The sequence below is a fragment of the Flavobacteriales bacterium genome, from assembly GCA_019694795.1.
Lineage (GTDB): Bacteria > Bacteroidota > Bacteroidia > Flavobacteriales_D > UBA2798 > UBA2798.
The window spans coordinates 19,273-43,654 of sequence record JAIBBF010000016.1 but is presented as its reverse complement, the minus strand read 5'-3'; the positions used below and the strand labels follow the sequence as shown (position 1 = coordinate 43,654).

The window sequence follows — 24,382 nt, the reverse complement described above, 5'->3', positions numbered from 1 at the left end:
AAATATTAACTCAGGTTAAGCACTTTTCATTTGTCTTTCATCAATTTTGTATCACTAATTCAAAAGCGATGAAAAAGTTAATCCCTTTTCAGATCCTGTTTCTCTTTTTCCCATATGCCCAAAATTGGCTTAATCAAGGACAGATTCTTCAGGAATAGTCCATGCGGACTTGCTGCAACAAATGGAGGATAAAGATCCCGATGAAACCGATTCCTCAAAAATAAAAAGGCTGGCACTGGTCACCATGAAAAATGGTGATGAATACACCGTGGTAATTACCCAACGGGATAGCGTTCAACTCACCATCACCAGTAATGGTGTTGAAATCCGCTTAAACGTTCAGCAAATAAAAAAAACAGAATATTATGATACCAATGAGGAATTCACCTACCCGAATCCTCATCCTTCACGTTACTTTTTTTGTCCTTCAGCCATCCCCCTCGCTTCGGGTACGGGTTACTACCGAAATTTAATGCTAACTACGATTAGTGTATTTTTTGGAATCGGAAACCATTTTACGCTGGGAATAGGAATGGAATTAATTTCAAGTTTATTCGGCCGGCCCACTTTTTTTATTAGTCCAAAATGGGCAACCAAAGTGGCAAAAAATTTCCATCTGGGTTTTGGTGCATTGGGAATTGCATTGCTCAACCGGAGTTTTGGAAACCGCATGAATGGTATTGGTTTTGCTCTGGCCACTTATGGTACAAACGATGATCATATGACAATGGGAATAGGAATAACCAACCGTGCCGGAGAATTTGGTAAAAATCCTGCCTTTACATTTTCAGGTCAGGTTCGTGCAGGAAATAATATTGGCATCATGACCGAAAATTATTTCTTCATTTCCGAAAACCAAAAAAATTATCTTGGAATTTATGGTGTCCGGTTAATGAGTCGAAAAAATGCATTCGATATCGGGTTATTGGTTTCTAAAGACATCAGTCAGATTATACCCGCCCTTCCCTTTGTTGGCTATTCAAGGAAATTTTAGACCATCGTTCCCGGAATTATTCAGCAGGAAGTTGGTTCTTTTCCATTTGCAAGGCTTTAGGAAAAAGTATATTATTTTCCAGATGAATATGCAGATGTAAATCTCTTTCAAATTCGTTCAATAAAGCGTAGGTAACGCGATAGGTTGCACAGGCATCTGCAGGCGGATTGTAAGCGGAACTAAGTTGAGCAATTTCTGCAAATCGTTCTCCTTCCTGTATATGTTCACTTTGCATCATGGCAATCGGATTTTGTATGCTTCCGAAAGGAGAAGACGCAATAAAAGACCTTCCTTCATCACCTGGCTTATTCAGCTTTCGGATATACGGGAATAAAATCAGCTCTTCTTTTTTCATATGCTGACTCAATTCACCGGCTGATTCCAAAAACAATTCGCGAATACGAAACAATTCAGGATGCGCTTTACCATGCACACGGCATAATTTTTCAAGTAGAGGTTGAATCTGCAGAATTTTTTCATTTACATAGGTATGGTGAACCCGCTCAATGTAATCACATAGAAATACTGGGTTCCACAAATGATACTCCTGATCGTCGGCGATTTTAGTTTGCCTAACCTCCTCAAGTGTGTGGAGTAATAAATCGGTATCAATCGACCGTTCATCACAGACCTCCTGTAAAGTTCGGTTTCCACGGCAACAAAAATCAATACCCATGGATTGAAATACCGAGGCCGTACGATAGTCTTCCGCTACGATGGACCCAATAGTATGTTCAGTTTCAATTTTCATATTCAAAGTTTTAATGTTGACAGGCCAGCACTCCGGCATAAATGAGAAGGCTTAATTTTATTATTTCGAGCAAAACATAATACCTGTGCAATGAAGATGGACCGGGATTTTCATTCCTCAACCATTTTAAAGCACGCTCATCCAATGCAGGCAGTAACCAGAGGGTCTGAAGCACCAGGATAATTCCACATAAAAGAAAGAGCAATAGGAAGCGCTTTTCCGGATTCACCAAAAAGAATATGTGTAAACCAATAAGGGTGAAACAAAAAAGCCATTCAACAACATTCAACGCACGAAAAACCAATCTTCCTATGCTCAGTCCTACGGACAATGTAACACCGGGAGCTAAAAATTTAATCCAGGCTTCCATAAAACTAATGGCAGTTACAAATCCAATCCACAAAAAAATAATTGCAATAAGCATGATTCAGAATTTAATTTTCAACTAAAACAGAAAGCGTCCGAGGTTAATCGAACAAACGGTTTCAGTTTTTCATTAAGCGATTCCACTATAGGCTACAATAATTAATAGTGTATTGATAAGAACGCTGGCATAAAATACCAGTAAACAAATTTTTCCCGGAGCCTGTGCTATAAACATAGCGTTAGATGCCATGGTAATCATTGCACATCCTGCCAGTAACCAGGCAGTGCTATTTCCTTTCAAAAGATACATACAGGCAATAGAGCCTAAACAGCTTTGAAAGGTGATAAGGATGGTCATCCAGGCAAACCTCCCCTCTTCAAATTTTTGCGACTGCAGTTCCAGCCATCCGAGGCTTGCAGATTCTGATTGATTTTTTCTCTGTTCCATTTTTTTAAAAGTTAAAAAGACCTTTTTATCCTTTATTAGTGCAAATTTTTTTATCGTTTTAATACAGCACCGCCCTTGTGAATGTTATGTGATAATTCGTTTACGCTGGTACTTTCCAGCATTTTCCGTAAATCATCCCGGATTTGTTTAAACTGATTGTGTACCGGACAAGGTTTTTTGGCATTGCAATCATTTAAACCGAGTCCACACCCCTTATACACGCCATCGCCATCTATAGCAAAAACAATTTCACTGAGTTTTATTTTTTTAGCTTGTGTCGGTTCAATGAAAAATCCTCCGTTGGGCCCCTTAACTGATTCTATAATTTTATTTCTGCTTAAGGTCTGAAGAATCTTTGCCGTAAACGCTTCCGGAGAATCGATCGATGCCGCTATTTCCTTAATACCGCAACGCTCCCCTTTTTCAGATTGAACAGCAATATAAAGTGTAGCACGTATGGCGTATTCGCAAGCCTTGGAAAACATATCATTGTTTTATACAAAGATAATTGTTTTTAATTAAAAGACAAATTTGTCCTTTAATTTTAATTGAACCTTAAAAATCAACCCATAAGCTCAGAAAAAGACTGGTTTTCAAATGGTGATCTCAATGAATACCCTGTGATTCACTTCTTACATCCCAATAGCAATATTAGCACCTGCTTTAAAATAAAATCCGTTCCCTTTTAATCCGGGAATAAATCCGGCTTCGTAATTGCCGATAAATCCTCTGCGCATTCTTCCGTCTTCAAAACCAACGACAAGTCCGAATGGACGAAAATCGCGCAGGTATTCGCGTTTGGATGGTATTGCGGGAAAAGTTGTACTTCCGTCGATCGGACTGGAAGATCCGCCGTAATAATAAACATCACCAAGGGTGTGATGCACGGAATACAGGGCATGAATATAATATTGCGTGTATTTATCCCAGCGACATTCATTCCCGCTGCTGTATCGTTTGATTTCATTGTTCTTCATCTTCGTAATAGCAATACCGCCGTATACCGATTGAGAACTTGTAAATATGGATCCCTCCATTTGAGATTCCTCTGTAAAAGGATTCCCCGCAAAACCGCGACTGAAATATAGTCCGCCTGCAAAACCAAAATGCAATACACCGGTCACTTTTTCCTGCTCATAATAAGTGGTAATGATATTTCCGCTTCGTTCTGTCCGGTCGATGCAACGCAAATTCCTCCAGCTTGCTTTTCCGGCTTCACTCATTCCAAAACGCACACCGATTTTCATCTCCGAAAAAGGTTTCATTTCATCGTACTTATAGGTCAGCTTTTCAATATCGAGCCAACCACGCTTATAAATGATCTCGGGAATTAATTTCCCTTTTAACAAATAACTCTCCAGACGAATACCGCTGTGTATCCCCATAAATCCGCCATTGTATAAACTACCCAATCCATAATCGAGCAATAAAATCTGAGCACGTAATTTTAGCGGATCACTTTTTTCTTCTTTTGCATCACCTTGTGATAAAGCAGTGAATGAAAAACAAGGGATCATTAAAATAATACCTGTACAAAGGATTCGGAGTTTCATGGAATAACTATTTTATCGCAAAACAAAAATCCTTTTCCTGAAACATAAATTCAATACGCAAAAAGTAGTAAAACATTATTAATCAAAAAAAAAGAGTGGCATTTACCACTCTTGATTATTCAAAATACCAATATTTACTTTCTACCCAAAAAGTAGTATCGCTTATTCTTTCTTTTTCAGCAATTCTTCTTCAATCACTTGCTTAAATACATGTTTAGGCAATGCTCCGGGTTGCATCATGGGTTGACCTTCACCGGGAATAAAAAGAATACTTGGAATACTCCGTATCTGAAATACATAGGATAATTCCTCTTCGGCTTCGGTATCTACTTTATAAATAATAATCTGATCCTTGTACTCATCACTCAACTCTTCGAGAATGGGAGCTACCATTTTGCAGGGACCACACCAGTCGGCATAAAAATCGATAATGGCGGGCATTGTGCCTTTATATTTCCAGTCCTTTTCGGTGGTATAATCGAAAATCTCGTTGCGAAATTTTTCTGCGGTCAATTTTACGGTTGGCATATTATATATGATTTTATGAATACAAAATTACAATGCACCAACGCCAATGGAAGTGAGAAATGTCACCAAACCTATTCCGCATGCTTTTTGATATCGGGCAAATAAGCCTTGATATCATTAATCCGTGTAGCATCACTCGGGTGCGTGCTTAATATTTCGGGAACCGATCCACCTTGTGCGGCCATACGCTCCCAAAAATCAATCGCCTTCCACGGATTATATCCCGCCAGGTACATAAACACCAACCCCATCTTATCTGCTTCACTCTCGTGCGTTCTGGAGTATTTTAAAACACCCAGGGTCGACGCAACCCCGTACGATTGAAGAAACACATTACGCTTGGCAGGATCGGCCATTACGCCGCCTAAAACCTGACCAAAACCGTTCACGGCCATTTGCTGACTCATCCGTTCGTTTCCGTGGCGCGCAACGGCATGGGCAATTTCATGTCCCATTACAACCGCCAGAGAAGTATCGTCCGGACACAATGGTAAAATTCCGGTATACACCACCACTTTTCCACCCGGCATACACCAGGCGTTAACGGTATTTTCTTCCACCACATTAAATTCCCAGTTAAATCCTCTCACACGTGATGAAGCATTGTGTGCATTCAAAAAAGATTCAACACTCGATTTAATTTTATTTCCTACGCGCAAAACTTTTTGAGTGCGCTGATCATTCCGCGGAAGTACTTTATGGGTAGCCAAAAAATCGCGGTAGGCGGTATCTGCCATGGCAATTAACTGGTCTTCGGGTAATAATTTTAATTGTTTGCGATTGGTAATGGGCACACGCACACAGGCGGTGATAAAAACAAATGAAAAGGCAAGTACAAAAAATTGTTTCATGATGTGTTATTGAATTTCGGCTGTTAAACCAAGGTCGAGTAATTGAGTACAAATGGGTTTTAATTCGTCGTACGATCCGCGTTTCACACCGCATTTACCAGTGAAATGTACGAGGTAAGTACATTGCTCCGCCTGAATGGGATCGTGTTTGCAATATTTAATCAGCGAGTCAATCACAAAATCAAACGTATTGTGATCATCATTATACAACACAATATCGCGTTGTTCCGTTTCCTGTTCCAACACCAGGAGATCTTCTTCTTCCTGCCATTGGGGACTAGCAAAAGATAACTTATTCATAAACCTGTTGAATTGCGTCCGACAAAGATATTTGTTTTCCATCTTTTATTGCAACAATGCGAACGGAAGAAAGTCCTTCCGAAATCAACTTCGCTTTTAGTTTTAAAGCAGCATCCAGATCCGCCACATTTTCTGCATAGGCCATGGTGAATCCATTGGCTAAATTTTCTGTTTTCAGGGTAATTTCAGGAATGTTTTCTACAGCTTCCGAAACTTCTGCTGGTAATTCGCCCTGATATTCGGCAACAATTACATTAAAGCGTAATCCCGCAGTATAGGCTTTCGATAATGAAATTTCTTTATTGTCGGAGAAAGCAACAATGCGCACGGATGATAATCCTTCGGAAATAAAGTGAGCTTTCATTTTTAATGCTTCATCATAAGAATCGCCATCCAGCACGTAATAGATAATGGTGCCGTCCTGTAATTTTTTACGTTTTACGCCTTTATCATAATTGTTCAGGTAAACCTCGGTAGCTTCCGGTGGAACTTCTCCAATGAATTCTCCAATATAAACCTGGAATTTTACACCCTGTGCCGGTTTCGCTTCCACAATGGTGGTTTGTGTGGAGCTTGCCGGTAATTTATCGCTTACATAAGCACCCGCAATTCCTTTTTGGATAAATGCATCTGCAATATTAAAGGCTTCCGTACGTGATGTAATGTTATCAATAAAATAAATGGTTTTTCCGTCGGCCGTTGTGGCTTTGCGGATACCATAGGTCATGTTGGTTAAATAAATTTCAGCATCCTTCGTTGGGACTTCCTTATCATACTGACCCAAAATCACTTTGTAGCTCGACGACTGAGGAACGTTTTGCTGATTGTTGTTTTGCTGATTATTATTCTGCTGGTTATTGTTTTGCTGGTTGTTGTTTTGCTGGTTATTGTTTTGCTGATTATTATTAATCACGGTAGGTTCACCCTGATTGCTGATGAGGCTTGCGTCTTTAACATAAACACTTGCTCCATATTTAGCAATCGAATCGCGTGCTTGTTGAATGGTAATTGGTTTTCCATTCATGTAGGCGCGCACAAATGCATCCGTTACTCCAATCTGGCGAATCTGGTCACGTCGTGATGTGGCTACATCAAAATTGGTAAATACGCCCGTGGTATAACGAATGGTTCCATTGTTCAGTTTTTCGCTGTTGAGCGGATTGAGGTTGAAGATTTTATCCGGACTAACAGGTTTGGAATATACACCCACCTGTACGGTGAAGAATAATCCGGCAATCACTTCCACCTGATTGGCTTTCGCAGCTCCCGGTGTTTCATTATAATAATTCGTTGCATTGCGATCCGGAACAAATGTATTTACATACTCCTGGGTATTTCCGTTCTGACCGTTGTTGTTTTGTCCGTTGTTATTTTGACCATTATTATTCTGGCCATTGTTATTTTGGCCATTGTTGTTTTGGCCATTATTGTTTTGTCCGTTGTTATTTTGACCGGTATTATTTTGAGCAAGATTACCTTGTCCGATTTCTGCCAGCGCTTCATTAAGTGGAATGCGCTTACCATCTTTAAATCCTACCACAAACGCATCACTGTATCCCATTCCGCGAATTTCATTCTTCGCATCATTGGCCGAATTGAAATTGGTGAAATAACCAACCGTATACCGGGTTAATCCCGCAGGAGTACGTTCGCCGGTAATCGGAGCAAATTCTTTAAAGGTTTCATTTGGAATCGGATTACGGAATGCACCTACCTGTACTTTAAAGTAAACACCTTTTGGCATGACAGGATCTACCGGAATCGGATTAGCGGCGTTGTATACGGCTTTGTCGGATTTCGCAAAAATTTCTGTTTCTACGCGGTCGGGCACGGTGTATTTACGCGCAATTTCTTCGGCCGATAAGGTATTGATCACAGAAGGAACCGTTGAATTCCCTTCCGGATTAGGCATCGATGAATTGGAAGCCAGTGTACGAATATCTTCAGCTCTGCGCGGATCGATGCTTGCCAGATAATTGTTCGCTTCATTTTCGGCACGTACGGCTTCTGCTTTGCGTTGTTCGGCAATCAATCGTAAGGAATCACGTTTGCGTTCTTCACGAATGGCCTGACGTTCCAAATCGGAGGCCTGGGTGAGCATTTGGTTTTTACGGATGTTGTCCGTTTCATTCGCAGATGCCGTGCGGATGGATTTTACTTCATCTCGCATTTTTGTTGCGATGTCGTTCTGACGATTCAGATTTTCTTCCGCGCGTTTTGCTGTTTGGTTTTTAGCATCCGCTTCGCGTTTTAATTGATAATATCGGGCGTATTCCGGACTCTTCACCAAATCTTTTTCACGTTCCTTAAACGCCGCGAAATCATTTTCACGTTGACGCTGCTCTTCGATTTTACGGTCCTCCGTTTGCTTTTGCGTATTCGCACTGGCAAGTACTTCGTTGGAACGCTGATCGAGTGCATCGGCTTCTTTTCGTTTTTGCGCCGCATCGTCAAGAATAGCCTGACGATATTTCTTTTTCACCGTTTTGGAAGAATCTTCCAATTCAGTTGCACGTGTTCTTAAATTTTCAGCCTGTTCTTTTAAGTCATCGGCTTCTTTAAATAAAGTAGAACTCTTTCTGTTCGATGGATCCGCCATCTGTTCGGAGGTCAACCCATTTTCATTGAGCGGAAATCCTTCTTTATTTTTATTCTGAGCAATATTCTGATTACCGTTGTTATCGGTCAGATTGCCATTCCCGTTATTGCTGGTGGTGTTATTCTGACCATTATTATCCGTTGTGTTGTTTTGTCCGTTGTTGTTTTGTCCGTTGTTGTCGGTTGTATTATTCTGGCCATTGTTATTTTGACCGTTATTCTCCGTAGTATTATTCTGACCGTTATTACCATTAGAATTATTCTGTGCAATACTTACATCGCCCAGCAATACATCCATTAAGCGATCCGCCTGCGCGAGCAATTCGTTGCCTTTTACTTCGTGACTATTTGCTTCTTTCAGCAATTCATTCTTCTTCTTTTTATCTTTTTCGATTGCCGCTTTCGCTCTTAAATCTGCTGCCAGTTCAAATTCTTTGTTCGCTTCATTTCTCAACTCTTCCACCTTCTTCAGAGCGGGATGTCCGGCCGGAATATCCTTATACCCTGCTTCTTTTTTCTTCTCCTCAATTTTCTTTTCCAGGTTCTCGCGCTCAGCTGCATTAGCCATTGCAAAGGATGCGCTTACATTGGTCTCACGGGTGATCAGATCATTTTGAAGTGTTGCAATTTCTTTGTCCAGTTTCTTTTGTTCGTTCTTATCGGTACTCACCGCCCGTTGAGCCTGCAGGTTTTCCAATTTTTCACGTTCCTTACGGATTTCTTCTAACTGGGTATTAATTGATGCAATTTCAGTTTTACCTTTTTCGGAGGAATAGTCGAAGGTATTTTCATAATTCAATTCAGGATTCGGGAAACTGAAACCCGATTTGGCCATGAGCTCACGATTAGCTCCTATCTCGAGTAATTTGGCGCGTTTTAACTCCTGCAATTGTTCAATGCGATTTTCTGCATTCCGTTTTTCTTCCTCATTGGTGGTGGTGAGAACCACCGCATTGAGATCAGCAATTTCTTTATTGATTTTTTCAATCAGTTGTTCATTCAAAGCAGTGCGCTCTTTGGCTTTCACCACTTCGGGTGATACGGAAGCATTGATTCGGTCAAGTTCACTGCTATAGGAGGGATCAACACTGCTTAATACATTTTGCTGGTTTGAGCTTAACTGTGGACTCATCCTCAAACTTTGCAACTGGTTCTGGTCGGAAGTAATTTCGTTTTTCTTCTGATTGAGCAGCTGTTCAATGGCAGTCCTTTTTTCATTGGATGCCGGATCCTTTTTATCTTTCAATGCTGCCAGTTCAGCTTCGAGTCGTTTTACCAATTCCTGATTCGCTTGTATGCGCTGCTCCAGTTTTTGTTCGGTGGTAGTGGCCGAATTGGCATTATCGATGGAAGAAGTGTATTCCGGATAAATCGCTGCCACATTCACAATGGGTTCTTCTGCGTTCACACCCGTCGTGCTGCGAATGGCTTTGCGGTAGGAATTGGCTGCGTTTTCTAAATATTTATTACCTAATTGTTCCGCAACGTTTGCTTTCATGAGAAGCAGATTTTTCTTTTTCTCATCTTTTTCCTTCGCCGCTTCTGCACGGAATTTTTTAGCGTCCTCAAATTTCGTTTTTGCTTTTTCCTCGGTCGTCTGCGCTGCTAGTAAATCAGCATTATCAGCAGGTACTTTTACATTTTTTACATCCGCTTTTACAGCCGACAACTGCGTATCCAATCGATTTTTCTCCGCTTTATTGGCTTGTTCAACTTTAGCGGCAATCTCTAACTCCGTACGTGTTAATTCTTGTTCTTTCGCTAAAATCTGATCCGTAATTTTTTGTTTTTCACTTTCGGAAGTGGCCTCTGCGCGACGAAGTTTTAATTCGGTCAGTTCTTCTTCCAACACGCGAACTTTCTCAATCAGTGGTTGAATAGAAGCAATAATGGATTGTGCTTCACTCGATCCGTACTCCGGCATAAAGGCATAACCGGAAACTGCGCGACCATTTTCATCGGTGCGTTCAACACCAGCATCAATTAATTTTTTATCCGCTGCAGCAATTTCATTTTCCTTCTCCGATTTTAATTCTTTTAACGCCTCAATCTCTTTGCGATTGGCTTCCGGATTTTTCGCTGTTCCCGTTGATAATTCATTCTCCAATTGAGCAATGCGATCATCGGTTTTGCGCACCATTTCCTCATTGAGTTTCCGGATCTCCGAAGTTTTACGGATATCCGATTTATTGGAATTCTCAATGGCATCTACGTTTGATTCGTAAGAAGGATCAACATTCTTGGCCGTATTCTCTGCATTCTCTTTGGCAACATTCGATGAAATATTATTTCCGGCAATCACCGCTTCATCTTTGGTCACCATCGCTGTCAGTTGCTCCTTCAGTGTATTCAATTCCTCCACCTTCCGAGTATTGCCTGCAGCGTTTTCTTTGTTAATGGCAGCATCCACACGGGTGATGGTGGTTTCATTCAGTTTTTTGCGTTCCAGGGCTTTTTCTTGTGGACTCAAATTCGAATTCTCAATGGCATTCAACTGCGCATTGTAGGAAGGATCCACCGATTGAAGATTGGGATTTGTGCGAATGGCAGAACTGGTAATCTGCGAAGGATCGGTTACGTTATTACCGCTTTCTATGGCTGTAATTTTCTTTTCGTTCGAGGCAATATGCTGTTCTTTTTCATTCTTAAGATTCTGCAACTGATTCTTCTCCTGTTGCGCAGCAATTTTTTCCTCGGGTGTGCCCGATTCTAGTTTACGGTCCACCTCCTGAATCCGCTCTTCTACGGCGATCAGTAAATTCTTATCGAGTTCATTTTCCTGCTGCAGCTTTTCTTTGGCAGAGCTGTTGGAGGACTGAATCTCTTTCCGCTTATTTTCATAATTAGGATCAACCGTATTCACATCCACCCTGGCCACATTGGTGGTGTTCTGCTGATTTTTAAGTTGAGCAATTTCCTTTTCGTTAGAAGCAATTTCCTCTTGCGTTTGTTTTTTCAGGTTTTCGAGTCCCTCTTTTTTCTCTTGAAGTTTGAGTTTATCTTCTTCCTTGGCTGTGCTTAATTTCTTATCGGTAGCTACAATTTCTTTATCAATCTTGGCAATCAGATTCTGATTGAGTTTATTTTCTTCCTTCAGCTTCTCCTCCGGCGATTTGTTCGAGCTGTTGATTTTATCTTTCGAAGCCGTGAATTTCGGATCCACCGTATTCACATCTGCAACAATGGCCGTATTATTTTCTTCCACTTGTCCGGTCGAAATTTTACGCTCATTATTCCGGATATCTTCATTCTTCTGCTCTTTTAAACGATACAATTCTTTATTCTCTGCTTCCAGCTTATCGCGGTCTTGCGGATCAGCCTCGATCATTTTCTTATTGTTCGCCTCAATTTTCTCGTCAATCGACATCACCAACTCGCGGTTGAGTTGATTTTCCTTCTCCAGTTTTTGTTCTTTGGTAAGACCCGGATCGCTCTTAATTTCTTTTACTTTATCGTTGTATTGCGGATCAACTTTGGTTTCTTTGTCATTGGTCGTATTGTTTGCAATGACATCGCCGGTTGAATTGCCCAATTCTTTTTCATTGGCAGCAATTTTTTCTTCTTTCACTTTCCGGTAATTCGTTAAATCGGAAATCTGATTTTTTAATTCCTTTTGTTTTGCCGGATCATTTTCATTTTTCAGTTTCGATTTCAAATCAGCCAAATCCTGGTCAATCGTTTTGAGCCATTCTTTGTTCACCTTATTCTCTTCCTGCATCCGTTTCTTCTTGTCGCCAATACCAGCTACATTCTGGTCCTTAAGCAACAATCCTTCATACAACGGATTTCCGTATAGATATTTATTCAGACGTTCCTGCTCGCTGCGTTCTTCATTTACATTTTCGCGTAATTTCTTATCGTTCTCTTCAAAAATGCGACTCGTTGTTCCACTGTTCAGATCTTTCTCCAGGGCATTTTTCTCCGCTTCCGTCAAGGTTCCGGATACAGTTCCGGATTGAATTTCTTCGAGTACGGAAATCTGCGAATTCAAAATTTCAACTTCCTGCTCCAGCATCTCAAACTTGTTGAACGCCGTTTTCAAATCGACCTTCACCTGATTCAGATCTTCCGTTTTACGATCTATCTCCGCCTGAATCTCCTGTTTCTTTTTATCGTTTTTAGCGGCTTCCTGCTGACGTTTTAAGGAATTAAGTTCAACCGTTAAGTCGGCTTCATCCTGACGCAAGGTCTGTGCATTTTGTAGGGCTTTGTCGCTTTCTTGTTTTTTGGTAGCCGCTTTTGCACGAAGATCATCCAGTTCATCTTTACGGTTAGGTTCCGTCTCCATCACCTTACGAATGTAAGCTTGCTGCTCTCTTAATTTTTTCTCTGCCTCAGTCCGGTTTTTGGTGTTGATGGCTTGCTCAATCCCATTAGCAAATTCTTTGGCAACTACGGCTTCCTGTTCTTTCTTCTTCACCTGCTCTTCCAGTCCCTTCGCCACTTCGTATGCCGCAGCCGATTCGGTAATTAATCTGCGTGAATCGTTATTCAGATTATTAGCCTCTTCAATAATTTGTTTTTTCTCCTGTTCGTCGGTAGTGGTATTCAATTTCGAAATCAGAATCTCTGCCTCTTTCGATTTCTCTCTGGCTAAATCATTTTTCTTATCGGCAACCACATAAGCTGCTTCTACCGTTTCCTTTAATTCTTTTACTTCATTGGCAATATCATCCGCATCTTTCTTCACCATATCCACCAAATCCTGGTCGGAATAATTCCCGACTTTATCATTGGTCTTCACTTCGGTTTTGGTTTCTTTTACTTTATCCAGACTATCCAGATTCCAATCGGCAGCATTGGGATTCAACAATCCTTTTTCTTTCAGAATTTGCGCCACAATGGCATCGGCATCATCCACTTCCTGATCGAACATGTTTTTAATGCGCAATTGTTCTGTACCGGAATTATTGACCAATTGCAATTCCTGTTTCAGCGGACGCAATTCTTTCTGGTAGGGTACATCTACAATGCCAACGTGAGCAATTTTAGAATTATCACTCACTACGGTGAATTTATATTTCCCGCTTTTTGGTAATGTAATCAGGTAATTTCCATCGGTAGCTTTGGTGTTGTAAATTCCAACCACTTCGTTGGTCGACATATCCTCCACCCGAATGGAAGCGCCTAAATTGGAAGGAGAAATTTCGGTGGTAAATTTTCCTTTAATAATAGCGAGCAATATCGGTATGCGTTCCACACGCACATTGTACACATGAATTTTTCCGTTTTCACTTTCGCGTTTCGAAGCAAACCAGGCCATGCGGTCGAGCGAGTCCACCACATAAAACATATCATCATCAGGCGACGAAATAGCGAAATCTACATTCTCAGGCGAACTGAACTGATCACTTTCCGGATCGTACACCGATCGGAAAATATCGTATCCCCCCATGGAGTTATGTCCTTTGGAACAGAAGTATAGCGTTCTGCCGTCAGGATGCATGTACGGGAAATCTTCATCGTATTGCGTGTTCACAAATCCTTTTACAATTTGCGGCTGTGCCCATTCGCCATTGGGTAATCGCTTTACTTTGTAAATATCCAGACCATTTTTTCCATCACTTCCGTAGCTCGAATAAAAAACGACATCGGAATTTTTCGGATTGTGAATCACCACGCGGTGATTTTTCTTTTTATCGAGCGACGATTGCAATGCTTCCACCACAATGAGTTGTCCGCCGATATCTTTCATTGAATACAAACGAAAAAATCGTTCTTCGTCAATATCTCGTTTATCAATTACCACCAGATCGGTGATGTTGCGCAACAATTTTCTTCCGTTGTTACACATTTCTATCTGACGTTGCACCTGGTATTTTTCCATCTCTTTGGGAGTGGCCATGGATGCGTATTTCTGATAAGCGGAAATGGCTAATGCAAACTGATAATTGAGGTGATATCCTCTACCGAGAAAATAAAAACATTCTTTGGGTGCGTTCGGACTTTGCGCTGCAAAAACAAGATGTTTTAATCCCGTTGCTTTTTCTCCGTCGCTAAACAACAAACAAGTTCCGTAACGGTAATTGTATTCCGGACTCGCTGCATTATTAGAAAGTAATTGCGAATACAAAGGCGTAGCTTCAACATACTTTTCTTCTTCAAAAAGTTTGTTAGCCATTTTAATAAGCTCAGCTTCATTTTTCTGTGCCTGAACCAATAATGGAACGAACAGAAAAAATAAAAAATACGCTCTTCGATATGATGTCAAAAATCTCAAACGCTCGTGATTCCTAAAGGTCTGTACACCAAACCTTAAAGATAGTTGAATTATCGTTCACCTCTTTTACGGATCCGGATATTCATTCGGTTCTCTTCACGACGCATGAGTCGCTCGATGTTCTTCTGGTGAGTAATCAGGACCAATACCGCAATCACCATGGCAAAATAAATCAGTGAAAGTGGTACGGGACGAAAGAAAAAGAAAAATAAAAGCGGAAAACTCACCGCTGTGATCATTGATCCTAAGGAAACATAACGGGTAACCAGGAAGATGAGCAGGAAAATTGCAATACAAATCAATGCCGCCTGCCAATGAAGCGCAACTACTATTCCCAATAAAGTGGCCACCCCTTTTCCACCTTTAAATCCGGCGAAAATGGGGAAAATATGTCCTAAAACAGCAGATATACCAACGGCCAGTTTAAAGTTGATTTGCTCAAATGAATCGGTTTCATAGGGATTCAGCCATGCCAGTAAAGCAATGGAACCGAGTCCTTTAGAAATATCCATAATGAGAACAATTGTTCCTGCCAGCTTTCCTAAAACACGAAAGGTATTGGTGGCTCCGGCATTTCCGCTACCGTGTTGGCGAACGTCTTTACTGTAAAAAATTTTCCCTATCCAAACTGCCGAGGGAATGGATCCCATCAGATAGGCCACGCAAATGGCCATTAGGTTGTAAGGTGTAAAAATTTGTTCCATTCAGTTTCAATCAATTAATAAGTCCGATCCAACAATTCCTGCGCTCTTGAACGCTTGGCCTGGTTAAATCGGAATTCAAAATCCTGTTCTCCCTTTTCGCCTTTATACTTCCTTTTATCGTCTTTGGTTTCCTGAATCGCTGTATTAAACGCATTATCAGACGAAACCACTTCCAGCATCTCCTTCGAATAGGTGAAAAAATACCAGTTTTGGTCGTCCAATTTAAGAATAATACTCACAACATCGAACTGTCGTCCCTTTTGGATCATCACCCTACCCTCTACGTACTTGAAAACCTGCTTTTTATAAATATTACTAATACCGATTTTTCCTTCCGAAATCCATACGCCTTCTTCGGGGATCCATTTCATGCTGACATCCGCCAGTACAATGGGTTTATCCAGCTCGTTCGGGAATTTTTTCACTTCACCGTTTAAGCTCAGATCCGAAATCACTTTATCCGCCTTCTCCATTCCAATCAATTCACGGAGTGCTTTTTCGTAGTTGGATTTCTCGTACTCAAAAGGCTGCAGCTCGGGATAGTTGTTGATTTTATCCGCCATTTTCTCCATAGCACTTTCCAGGAACGGAAAGTCAAACATGATGGCCACCTTCATAGCGGTTTTTCCTGTGGCAAGATCCTGCTCCACGGTTCCGATCGGACTCACCTTCATTTGTCCGGTCTTGGTACCAAAACTCAGAGCACCATCACCGCGAAGGAGACATTTCTCCTTGGCAAAAGCAACAAAGTTTCCGGGTAAGGTATTTTCTTTCAATTTGTCTTCTTTGGCAATCTGATATTCCTGAAGTCGCTTATCAAATACCAGGAAGCCCTCTGCTTTCACCACATCGGGGTGCTCTTTTTTCATTTTGGTGGATAAGAAGGTCGGATACAATGAAACCGAATCGGAATTCACGCTGAGTCCTGCACCCAAAAATCCGCCTTCAATGTTCAACATATCTGCGCCAACAGGAATGCGGATATCATTCGGATCCACTACCCCTTTAAAGGCCAGCCATTTTTTATCAATCGCTGCACATTTGTGAACCAGACGAACACCGCCATTAAAGTTCAAACCTTTATCATTGGCCTTCAACTCTACCCCACCTTTGTATTCGAAGTGCGGACTTAACATAAACCGTTCTTCTTCTTTTACGTCACCCTTTGCATAGGTTTGGAAAGTGGTATCGAGCGATATATTGGCGAAATGGATTTTTTGCTCCATTTTATTTTCATCCACATAACTGTAATCGCCTTCTGCCTGATATTTTTTACGCGCCGAAACTTTTACGGTAGCATTGTAAATACTGTGGTACTTGGTAACATAGTTACAAACGATTTTCGCGTTTTTCAGCGTTTCCATTTCTGCTTTTTTGCGAATAACTACACGTTGACTATCCGGATAAATCCGTGCATCACCAATGTTCATATTATCCACTTTCTGGCAGGTAATAATTTTCTTTTTCAAATCGAATCTCGCTTTCGGTGCTGAGAAATTAAGCGAATCCTGATCGGGATGCACCGAGAAGAAATTAGATCCGCTCAAGTCGATATCCGTATCAATATTGATGTTACCCGATACAGCGCGTTTGTCGGATTCGAGTTCGATGTCCTCATTATCCATAAACCACTTAAAGCGGTCCATATAACAGATGTACTGGTTCTCGGGGAACTCTACAAAGGTTTCTTCACCATTCGATTTAAATTCGCCCACCCGCTGGGTGAAGTCGATATGTGCATTTACATTATCGGTCTTAAAGGCTAATTCGGATGTTAAATCGTGATTCTTTAATTTAAAATTCGCCGTATCCGCATCAATGATCTTCGCCTTAAACTTATAGTTCCGCGAACTTAGTTCGGCAGTGGAGAAATATATTCTTCCACGACCCGTCATTCCGTCGGGACGCAAAGCTGTAAAGCCGCGCATTTTGCAGGTGTTGTCGAACAAATGCAATAAAGAATCGGTGGACTGTGCATAGAGCACTTTGTTTTTCGGATGATAACGTACAATAATTTCACTGGCGTGAACTTCGGGTACTTCCTGGATTCCGGATTTCTGCTCAACATTTTTATACTTCTGCGCAACACCCGAAAGAGAATCCGGAAATAACGTAAAGGCATTCGACTCAGCAGAGGATGTCAAAAAGTTTAGCGTACCATCTGCCTGAAGTCCTTTGTTCGATAAACGAATTTCATTTTTAAATACGGCTTTATCGCCATACAATTTCATCCCTTCGGGACCCAGCTTCCGAATGAAACCAAGCGAATAATCTTTTTGTACCATTAACTCTTCGCGAATGGTAGGCAAGATACCGGCCGACTTAAATTCTCCGGGGAATTTTTGTGTGGTGGATTTAAAATTATCGAGACTATCCATGGTAAACGGATCAACCTTGAAATAAAATGCGGTACTGTCGTACACCCCTTTGTGAATGGATTTATCGTTATAAAACACATAGGTTGGAGCAGTAGAAGTGAGAATCGGATAATTCTGGAATCCTTTTTTCACACCGGATTTATTATCCTTCCCGTCAATGGCAATGGAACCTTTTACCCCGCGTATAGATGATTTTACACGGATTTGTTTATCCTTCGGCGGCTCAAAAGGCCATACACGCAAACGCATACTATCGCAACGCAAGAGATCTACTTTAAAATCGGCATAATTAAAAAAGAACTCCGATCCGAAATATTCCGTTGAACCTGCATTGACAATTCCTCCGAATTTCATATTGCGATTCTTCATCACAATCAATTCCTGTTTCTCGGGATAAATTTTTACAAACTGACTATCCGAAAGTGTAACGCGTTTAACGCCGCGAATCAATAAATCGTTCGTGAGCAAATTAAACGTAGCATTCATTTGTGTTTCTATGTCACTCTGAATCTCGATGGGATCGTAGTCGATTTTTTTTGCATTCGCTCTCAAATAATTGGTAAGCTTTTTCTTTACGGTTACCAATTGCCGATCCGGATCATAAGAAACAAATCCGCCTTCATTCAGTTTTCCGATTATAGAAATTACCTGATCTGTTGGTCGACCCATAAACGATGCAACCTCATCCAATGGCAATACCGTGGTATCTTTTCGAATAGATAATTGTTCAATAGGCGTCATTGGATGTACGGCATCCATTCCACGCAATTCCTGATAAATCCGTTCGCTGTAAAAGTTATTCGATTCGAAGGTTGCTCCCTTTTCGGAGGAACCGAAGAGTGGTCCAAACTCCATTACGGGATCTTCGAGTTTCCAGTACAAGGCCTCGAATTTCATTTCGAGATTGTGGTAGGTATTAAAGAAAGGCGATTGAGCCAAACCGGATTTATCACGCGAGAGCGTGACTTTATTTTCGCTTTTCTGGTATTTAAACCGCAATCCCGGATGCGAAATCGAATCTTTTTCAATGTAGATGATATTGGCAGCAAACTCTGCATCGATACTTTCCGGCTTAATGGTAAAGCTGGTGGATAAAGCACGCATGAAGATTTTGTTATTGCGGTAAATATTAATTTTTGCCAATTCATCGGCTGTACCGAAGGCTTTCAAACTGGCACCATGCATCATGAATCCGCCTTCGTAATCGATATTGGGAAAAATGTTTTTAATGAACAGTCGTTTCGAATACGATTGAAACTGCGGATAAACTGCCAGACTTGCTTTTGGAACGGAAACAATGCGCTCGATTAATCGTCCCGATAAAGGTGATTTAAAATAAGGCGTGTGAAAAATCACGGAGTCGGCATCATAACCTACCGATTTTAAACTGATGTCGAACCGCTTTAATTCTGCATACGTTTGATCGGCCGCTAAACCTGCGCGTTCCCAGGTGATAATTCCACCTTTACCATCGAATTTTTCCTTGAGAATGGAAAGTGTACCGGAGGTTCCTTTTAAAACGGAACTATCATTCTTAGCATACCCGATGATATCTGTTTTCGCAAAAATAATTTTCGGCGAATTATCGTACTCATAGGTGTAATCATTGCTGCGCGCTTTCCAGGATGAGCTGGAAGTTTTGTAAATGGTTCCGTCGGTATAAAAATTAAGACAGAACTGTAAAAATTCAGGCAATTGCTTTTTATCCTTTGCTGCCAGCGTTTTTTCCAGTGCAGATCTCCAGGAAGGATAAATTTTTTCGAACATGTTGTTCTCCGCCATGTAGTGGAGTCCCGTTAAATACCCGAAAAACTCCGGAAAGGGTTTTGCTCCTTTGGCCGAGAGGTTATTGGCCATGGTGTAGGCGTCGGACTGAATATTCGATGGCATTTTTAAAAACACCGGCTCGAATTTGTCCATGAAATTTTTTGCCTCTTTACGATCGTACTGCGCGAGGTAATCCTGCAACTGAGAAATGAATTTCTCCGGATTGGCCGTGAACGATGTTTGTGCGTTGACAAATGAAAATGAAGCGATCAGAATGATCGCAGTAATTGCTCTCCTCAATACTGGCATATCAGCTTTTTTTGAATTCCAACACCACCCAATTGTTCTTTTCATCCTGACCTTCAAAAATCAGGCCTTGCTTTTCTGCAGCTTGGCGGATCGTCTCCACATCACTTACAAAAAAACCGCTGAAGAGAATCCTGCCACCTGCTTGCAGACACGTTGCATAGGTTCCCATATCAGCCAAAAGAACGTTTCGGTTGATGTTAGCTAATATAACCTGAAAGGAGCGCCCAGCCAATAAAGAAGCATCTCCTTTTTCAACAATCATCCCCGATATGTTGTTAAGTTGATTGTTTTCCAGTGTGTTTTCGTAGGACCACTCATCAATATCTATCGCAGTAATTGGTCCGGCTCCCAGCTTTGCAGCAAGTATTGCGAGTACCCCAGTTCCGCAACCCATATCGAGTAAGGATTTATTTTTCAGCTCCAAACCAAAAATCCTGCGCGACATCAGCCAGGTGGTTTCATGGTGACCCGTACCGAAGCTCATTTGGGGACGAATGATCAATTCTATCTCGGTATTGGGGAATGAAGGATGGAAAGGGGCGCGGATTGAACATTTTTCATTCACCACAATCGGATGAAAATTCGATTCCCATTGTGCATTCCAGTTTTGCTGAGGAATCGTTTCAAAGCTTAATTCCCATTTAAACTGATTCGCATAAGGAACCAACATTTCATCCAAAGCCTGTTTATTGAAATGATCAGAAGGAATGTAAGCCGATAATCCTTCTTCATGCTCTTCGAAACTTTCGAAACCCAGTTCACCCAATTCGTACAATAAAATTTCGCGAAAGGGAAGCAGTTCTTCAAGATCAAAATGAGCAGCTACATATTCCATCAGATAGCAGCTTTAATAATGGGTAGAAAGGTGGACAATTTCAACGACGCACCACCGATTAATCCGCCATCCACATCTTTGCAACGAAATAGTCCCGGTGCATTTTCTGCATTGCATGATCCGCCGTACAGAATGGAAATGTTATCCGCAACTTCTTGCGAAAACAGGCTTGCTATCACCGAACGGATGTGGGCATGCATTTCCTGTGCCTGTTCAGTAGTGGCGGTTAGTCCCGTACCAATGGCCCATATAGGTTCATAAGCAATGATTACTTTGGAAAGTGCAGCAAGATCCAATCCACTTAAAGCCGAACGAATTTGTTGTTCAACAAAACCAAAATGCTCCTGCTTTTCGCGGATTTCTTTCGGCTCCCCACAGCATAAAATCACATTCAGGGAAACCTGAAGAGCAGAGCGCAATTTTAAAGCGACGATTTCATCATTTTCATTGCACATCATTCGGCGTTCAGAATGACCCACAATGCAATATTTTGCACCAATGGATTTCATCATCTCCGCACTTACTTCGCCGGTAAAGGCACCTTCTTGTAAATGGTGACAATTCTGCGCTCCCACAGCAATGGCCGATCCCGCTTTCTTGGCAAATTCGCGAATGTAGATGGAGGGTGGACAAACAATTACTTCCGCCTTACGGGGAAATTCATCTTTGTGCTCCAGCAACTGAGCAAAAAAAGCGTGGGCTTCATGATAACTGAGGTTCATTTTCCAGTTACCTGCAACAATTTTTTTTCTCATTATTTTAATCTGATTCGGGGATCTAGAATTCCGTAAATAATATCAACCATGATGTTGATGATAACAAACATGGTGGCGATGATCAAAACACTACCAACCACCACCGGAAAATCGTCGTTCACTACTGAGTCGAACACTTTTTTTCCAATTCCATTCCAGTTGAAAATATTCTCAACAAACACAGCTCCTGCCAATAGTGATGCAAACCAACCGGAAATAGCGGTGATTACCGGATTCAATGCATTTTTTAAAGCATGCTTGGCAACAACGGTATATTTCGACAGTCCTTTTGCAGTAGCCGTTCGAATATAATCTTGCGACATTACATCGAGCATGGAACTGCGGGTAAGCTGAAGCACAATGGCGAGTGGACGAATTCCCAATGTAAGCGCCGGCAGAATAAGATTGCTGAGCTTGAGATATTCGTTACCGGTCAGGTTATCTACCTCATACAAGGAACCATTTGTTTCAAGTCCAGTTCCGGGTAATCCGAAATACGAATTGATTAAGGGTAACCATTCATATCCCATAATTCCATTGATTCCCAATCCAACTAACCAACCTAAAATTCCAAGTCCGAATCCTTTTAATCCCGACTCAAACAAAAACTGCCAGGAGAAATTCTTCGCGACTTGTTTTCGCGTGCTGTACTTGTTAAACGCGACACCCACAATTAATCCGGCCACTAAAAAATACATCGGCAATTGCGGTATCCACGTGACTTCATACCACAGGTACCCTCCTATCCAGGCAATAATAATCGCCATAAAATGCGATGGTCCGCTCATCCCCAACACTGCCACCACCAATGAAAAACTATCGAAAAATGATCCTTTGTACAATGCAGAAAATATTCCAAGAATAATTCCAATAAAGGTGGCAAACACAATGGCAGATGCAGCAAGGACAATGGTACCCGGTAAAGATTCCATAATGATATCCGCCACTTTTTGTTTAGAACGGTAGCTTCTTCTGAAATGCGGAAGTTTTAGTGTTAAAACTTTATCGCCACCCAATGATACCAGTTCTGTTCCGCTGTATTTGGTCGTATCCCAATACAGATGAGATTCTTCATTGCTGGAATTGATGGAAATCGGTGAAAGGTCGTTGAGATAAAGCAGGTATTGTTTGTACAATGGAAGATCCAGACCGAGGTCGTGACGAATGGATTTGATGATTTCTTCATTGACGTTTTGTCCGCCCAACATCCTTGCCGGGTCACCGGGTTTGGTATGGAACAAAAAGAAAATAACCGTAATCACCCCGAACAATACGAGGAATCCATACATTAATTTTTTTATTATAAACCTCAGCACTCGTCGGTTATTTAGTAGTTAAACTTTGTATTTCCTCCACATTCGGCAATCGTGTACCCGGCCACATTTCTGTTACCACACCTTTGCGCAAATACATTAATCCCGGATTACTGCGAATCATCGTCTTCAATACCTTCTCATCGCTCAGACAGAAATTAAATTCCAATTGATATTTCGATGCAATCTCACGGATCTGATCGGGTAAGGTTGAAGTCAGCAAATAGGTATGCATTCCGGATTCGGAAGCGGTTTTACTTAATTGCTGAAGTGTTTGGAGTCGGCCAACCGGACTATGCGTTAAATCATAAGCAACCACCAGCAAGGCATGATCCATATGTAAAACGGAATCTGTAATATCTGTTCCATCTTCCATCCGGCTAATTGAAAAATCGCGTGCAGGTGCATCTTTACCCGGATCGATGATCTCCGATTTGTTGGTTACGTATTCGTATTTCTCTTCGTAGTTTTCAGGAAACTGATCGAACCAGATTTCTTTTCCGCTTGCTTTTTCCTTGAGCAAATACTGAAACTTGAGAACCGGAGGAATATCTGTGCGTTCTACATTGATATCGTGACCAATGGCGTAGGGACGAAAATCTTTGATTGGAAGATAGTACGTGCAATACAAAGTAAATACCAATGATGCAATGATCATTCCGATGGCAACGGTCCATTCTTTACCCAATGCAGGGATGAACCATTTTTTAAGCAGATAATAAAGTGCAATGCAAATCAGCGTAAACCAGAATGGGAACCACCAGCTGAAGAGTCCGCCCGCAAATAATGCAATGGCCAATAAGGAAGCAGGTAAAATCACTACATCATCACGCAGTGTGTTGAATGCGATTTTCTTTTGTGCGACCAATAGCACCAGTACAAAAAACATGAGGGTGATGTCCTTGTAAAAACTTTCCCACGGTGTGAGTGAGCGGCCAATGCTTCCTTTGAGCGCATCACCAAAACATCCGCAATCGTTGACGCATTCGCGATCGAAATGCAGGGTATCTACGGCCTGAAATTTTTCTCTGCAGGAAGTAATTCCGGCTACCTCTTCGGGTAAATACGATTCATCAATTACATCGTCCTTGTATTGAAACCATTCTCCACATTCTTTTTCCACCTGTTCCATCTTCAAGGCACGGTCGGCCTGAAACTGATCGCGGGAATCGTTGCAGGATGCGGTAAACCAGGTGAGCCAGGCAAAAAACAAGGCCATGGCAAAGAGGGTCCAATTGGTTAAACGCGATTTTCCTCCGAACAACACTGCCAGCCCCAATACCACTTCACTCGAAGCAATGAGAATGGCCAATGGTAAAGCCCAGTCGTGAAAGTTCGACCAGAATCCACCCAGACTATCTTCTCGGAAATATTCTTCCAGTTTATATCCAAAACCACGCGGATCATTCGCTTTAATCAATCCGGATACAATGAACAGCGAACCGGTAAAAATCCGCGCAATAAACGTGGCAATGGTAAAACCGGCTTCATGCACCAGCATCAGGAAACCGAGTCCCAATGCCGAATAGGTAAACATGTAATAAATATTAAACTCATCCACCACTGTTTCACTTTGTGAAGGCAGGTACAGGAAAATTCCTGCTGCAATCACAAACAGTATGGCTAATACACCCTGAAGACTTAAAACTCGTTTCATACGCTGAACAATTTTTTCGAAAATAGACGATCGATTTTCATGGGGCGCTTCTTTA

At 41.5% G+C, this 24,382-nt stretch carries 16 protein-coding genes; 1 reads left to right on the top strand and 15 read right to left on the bottom strand.

The window, feature by feature from the left end:
* Positions 1–169 precede the first annotated feature (169 nt).
* Positions 170–994 carry a hypothetical protein gene (locus K1X56_07125; protein MBX7094473.1) on the top strand — a complete coding sequence of 275 codons (825 nt, stop codon included), beginning with the start codon at positions 170–172 and terminating at the stop codon, positions 992–994.
* A 16-nt stretch (positions 995–1,010) separates the two neighbouring features.
* Here K1X56_07125 and ric read toward each other — a convergent pair whose 3' ends face one another.
* The 15 genes from ric to K1X56_07050 form a co-directional block, all read right to left on the bottom strand.
* Positions 1,011–1,745, bottom strand: a complete 735-nt coding sequence (gene ric / locus K1X56_07120) for an iron-sulfur cluster repair di-iron protein (protein ID MBX7094472.1) — start codon at positions 1,743–1,745, stop codon at positions 1,011–1,013.
* Positions 1,746–1,755: 10 nt separating this feature from the next.
* Positions 1,756–2,169, bottom strand: a complete 414-nt coding sequence (locus K1X56_07115) for a hypothetical protein (GenBank protein ID MBX7094471.1) — start codon at positions 2,167–2,169, stop codon at positions 1,756–1,758.
* 72 nt (positions 2,170–2,241) lie between these two features.
* A complete protein-coding gene (locus tag K1X56_07110; GenBank protein ID MBX7094470.1) occupies positions 2,242–2,559 on the bottom strand; it encodes a hypothetical protein in 318 nt (105 codons plus the stop codon).
* Between the two features lie 50 nt (positions 2,560–2,609).
* Positions 2,610–3,044, bottom strand: a complete 435-nt coding sequence (locus tag K1X56_07105) for an Rrf2 family transcriptional regulator (protein ID MBX7094469.1) — start codon at positions 3,042–3,044, stop codon at positions 2,610–2,612.
* A gap of 147 nt (positions 3,045–3,191) precedes the next feature.
* Entirely contained in the window at positions 3,192–4,112 is a 921-nt protein-coding gene (locus K1X56_07100; GenBank protein ID MBX7094468.1) for a hypothetical protein, read from the bottom strand.
* Between the two features lie 162 nt (positions 4,113–4,274).
* A complete protein-coding gene (gene trxA / locus K1X56_07095; GenBank protein ID MBX7094467.1) occupies positions 4,275–4,640 on the bottom strand; it encodes a thioredoxin in 366 nt (121 codons plus the stop codon).
* A gap of 71 nt (positions 4,641–4,711) precedes the next feature.
* Positions 4,712–5,491, bottom strand: a complete 780-nt coding sequence (locus K1X56_07090; protein ID MBX7094466.1) for a M48 family metallopeptidase — start codon at positions 5,489–5,491, stop codon at positions 4,712–4,714.
* Positions 5,492–5,497: 6 nt separating this feature from the next.
* Positions 5,498–5,791 carry an ATP-dependent Clp protease adaptor ClpS gene (locus tag K1X56_07085; GenBank protein ID MBX7094465.1) on the bottom strand — a complete coding sequence of 98 codons (294 nt, stop codon included), beginning with the start codon at positions 5,789–5,791 and terminating at the stop codon, positions 5,498–5,500.
* Positions 5,784–14,510 carry a hypothetical protein gene (locus K1X56_07080; GenBank protein ID MBX7094464.1) on the bottom strand — a complete coding sequence of 2,909 codons (8,727 nt, stop codon included), beginning with the start codon at positions 14,508–14,510 and terminating at the stop codon, positions 5,784–5,786. The genes K1X56_07085 and K1X56_07080 overlap by 8 nt, the downstream gene beginning before the upstream one ends.
* A gap of 149 nt (positions 14,511–14,659) precedes the next feature.
* A complete protein-coding gene (plsY, locus tag K1X56_07075) occupies positions 14,660–15,313 on the bottom strand; it encodes a glycerol-3-phosphate 1-O-acyltransferase PlsY (GenBank protein ID MBX7094463.1) in 654 nt (217 codons plus the stop codon).
* 14 nt (positions 15,314–15,327) lie between these two features.
* Entirely contained in the window at positions 15,328–19,767 is a 4,440-nt protein-coding gene (locus tag K1X56_07070) for a hypothetical protein (GenBank protein ID MBX7094462.1), read from the bottom strand.
* A 1-nt stretch (position 19,768) separates the two neighbouring features.
* Positions 19,769–20,602 (bottom strand): 50S ribosomal protein L11 methyltransferase, encoded by an 834-nt coding sequence (prmA, locus tag K1X56_07065; protein ID MBX7094461.1) that lies wholly within the window; start codon positions 20,600–20,602, stop codon positions 19,769–19,771.
* Positions 20,602–21,357 carry a triose-phosphate isomerase gene (gene tpiA / locus K1X56_07060; protein MBX7094460.1) on the bottom strand — a complete coding sequence of 252 codons (756 nt, stop codon included), beginning with the start codon at positions 21,355–21,357 and terminating at the stop codon, positions 20,602–20,604. The genes prmA and tpiA overlap by 1 nt, the downstream gene beginning before the upstream one ends.
* Positions 21,357–22,646 (bottom strand): ABC transporter permease, encoded by a 1,290-nt coding sequence (locus K1X56_07055; protein ID MBX7094459.1) that lies wholly within the window; start codon positions 22,644–22,646, stop codon positions 21,357–21,359. The genes tpiA and K1X56_07055 overlap by 1 nt, the downstream gene beginning before the upstream one ends.
* A gap of 34 nt (positions 22,647–22,680) precedes the next feature.
* Positions 22,681–24,327, bottom strand: coding sequence for a DoxX family protein (locus K1X56_07050; protein ID MBX7094458.1), 1,647 nt, complete (start codon positions 24,325–24,327; stop codon positions 22,681–22,683).
* Positions 24,328–24,382 lie beyond the last annotated feature (55 nt).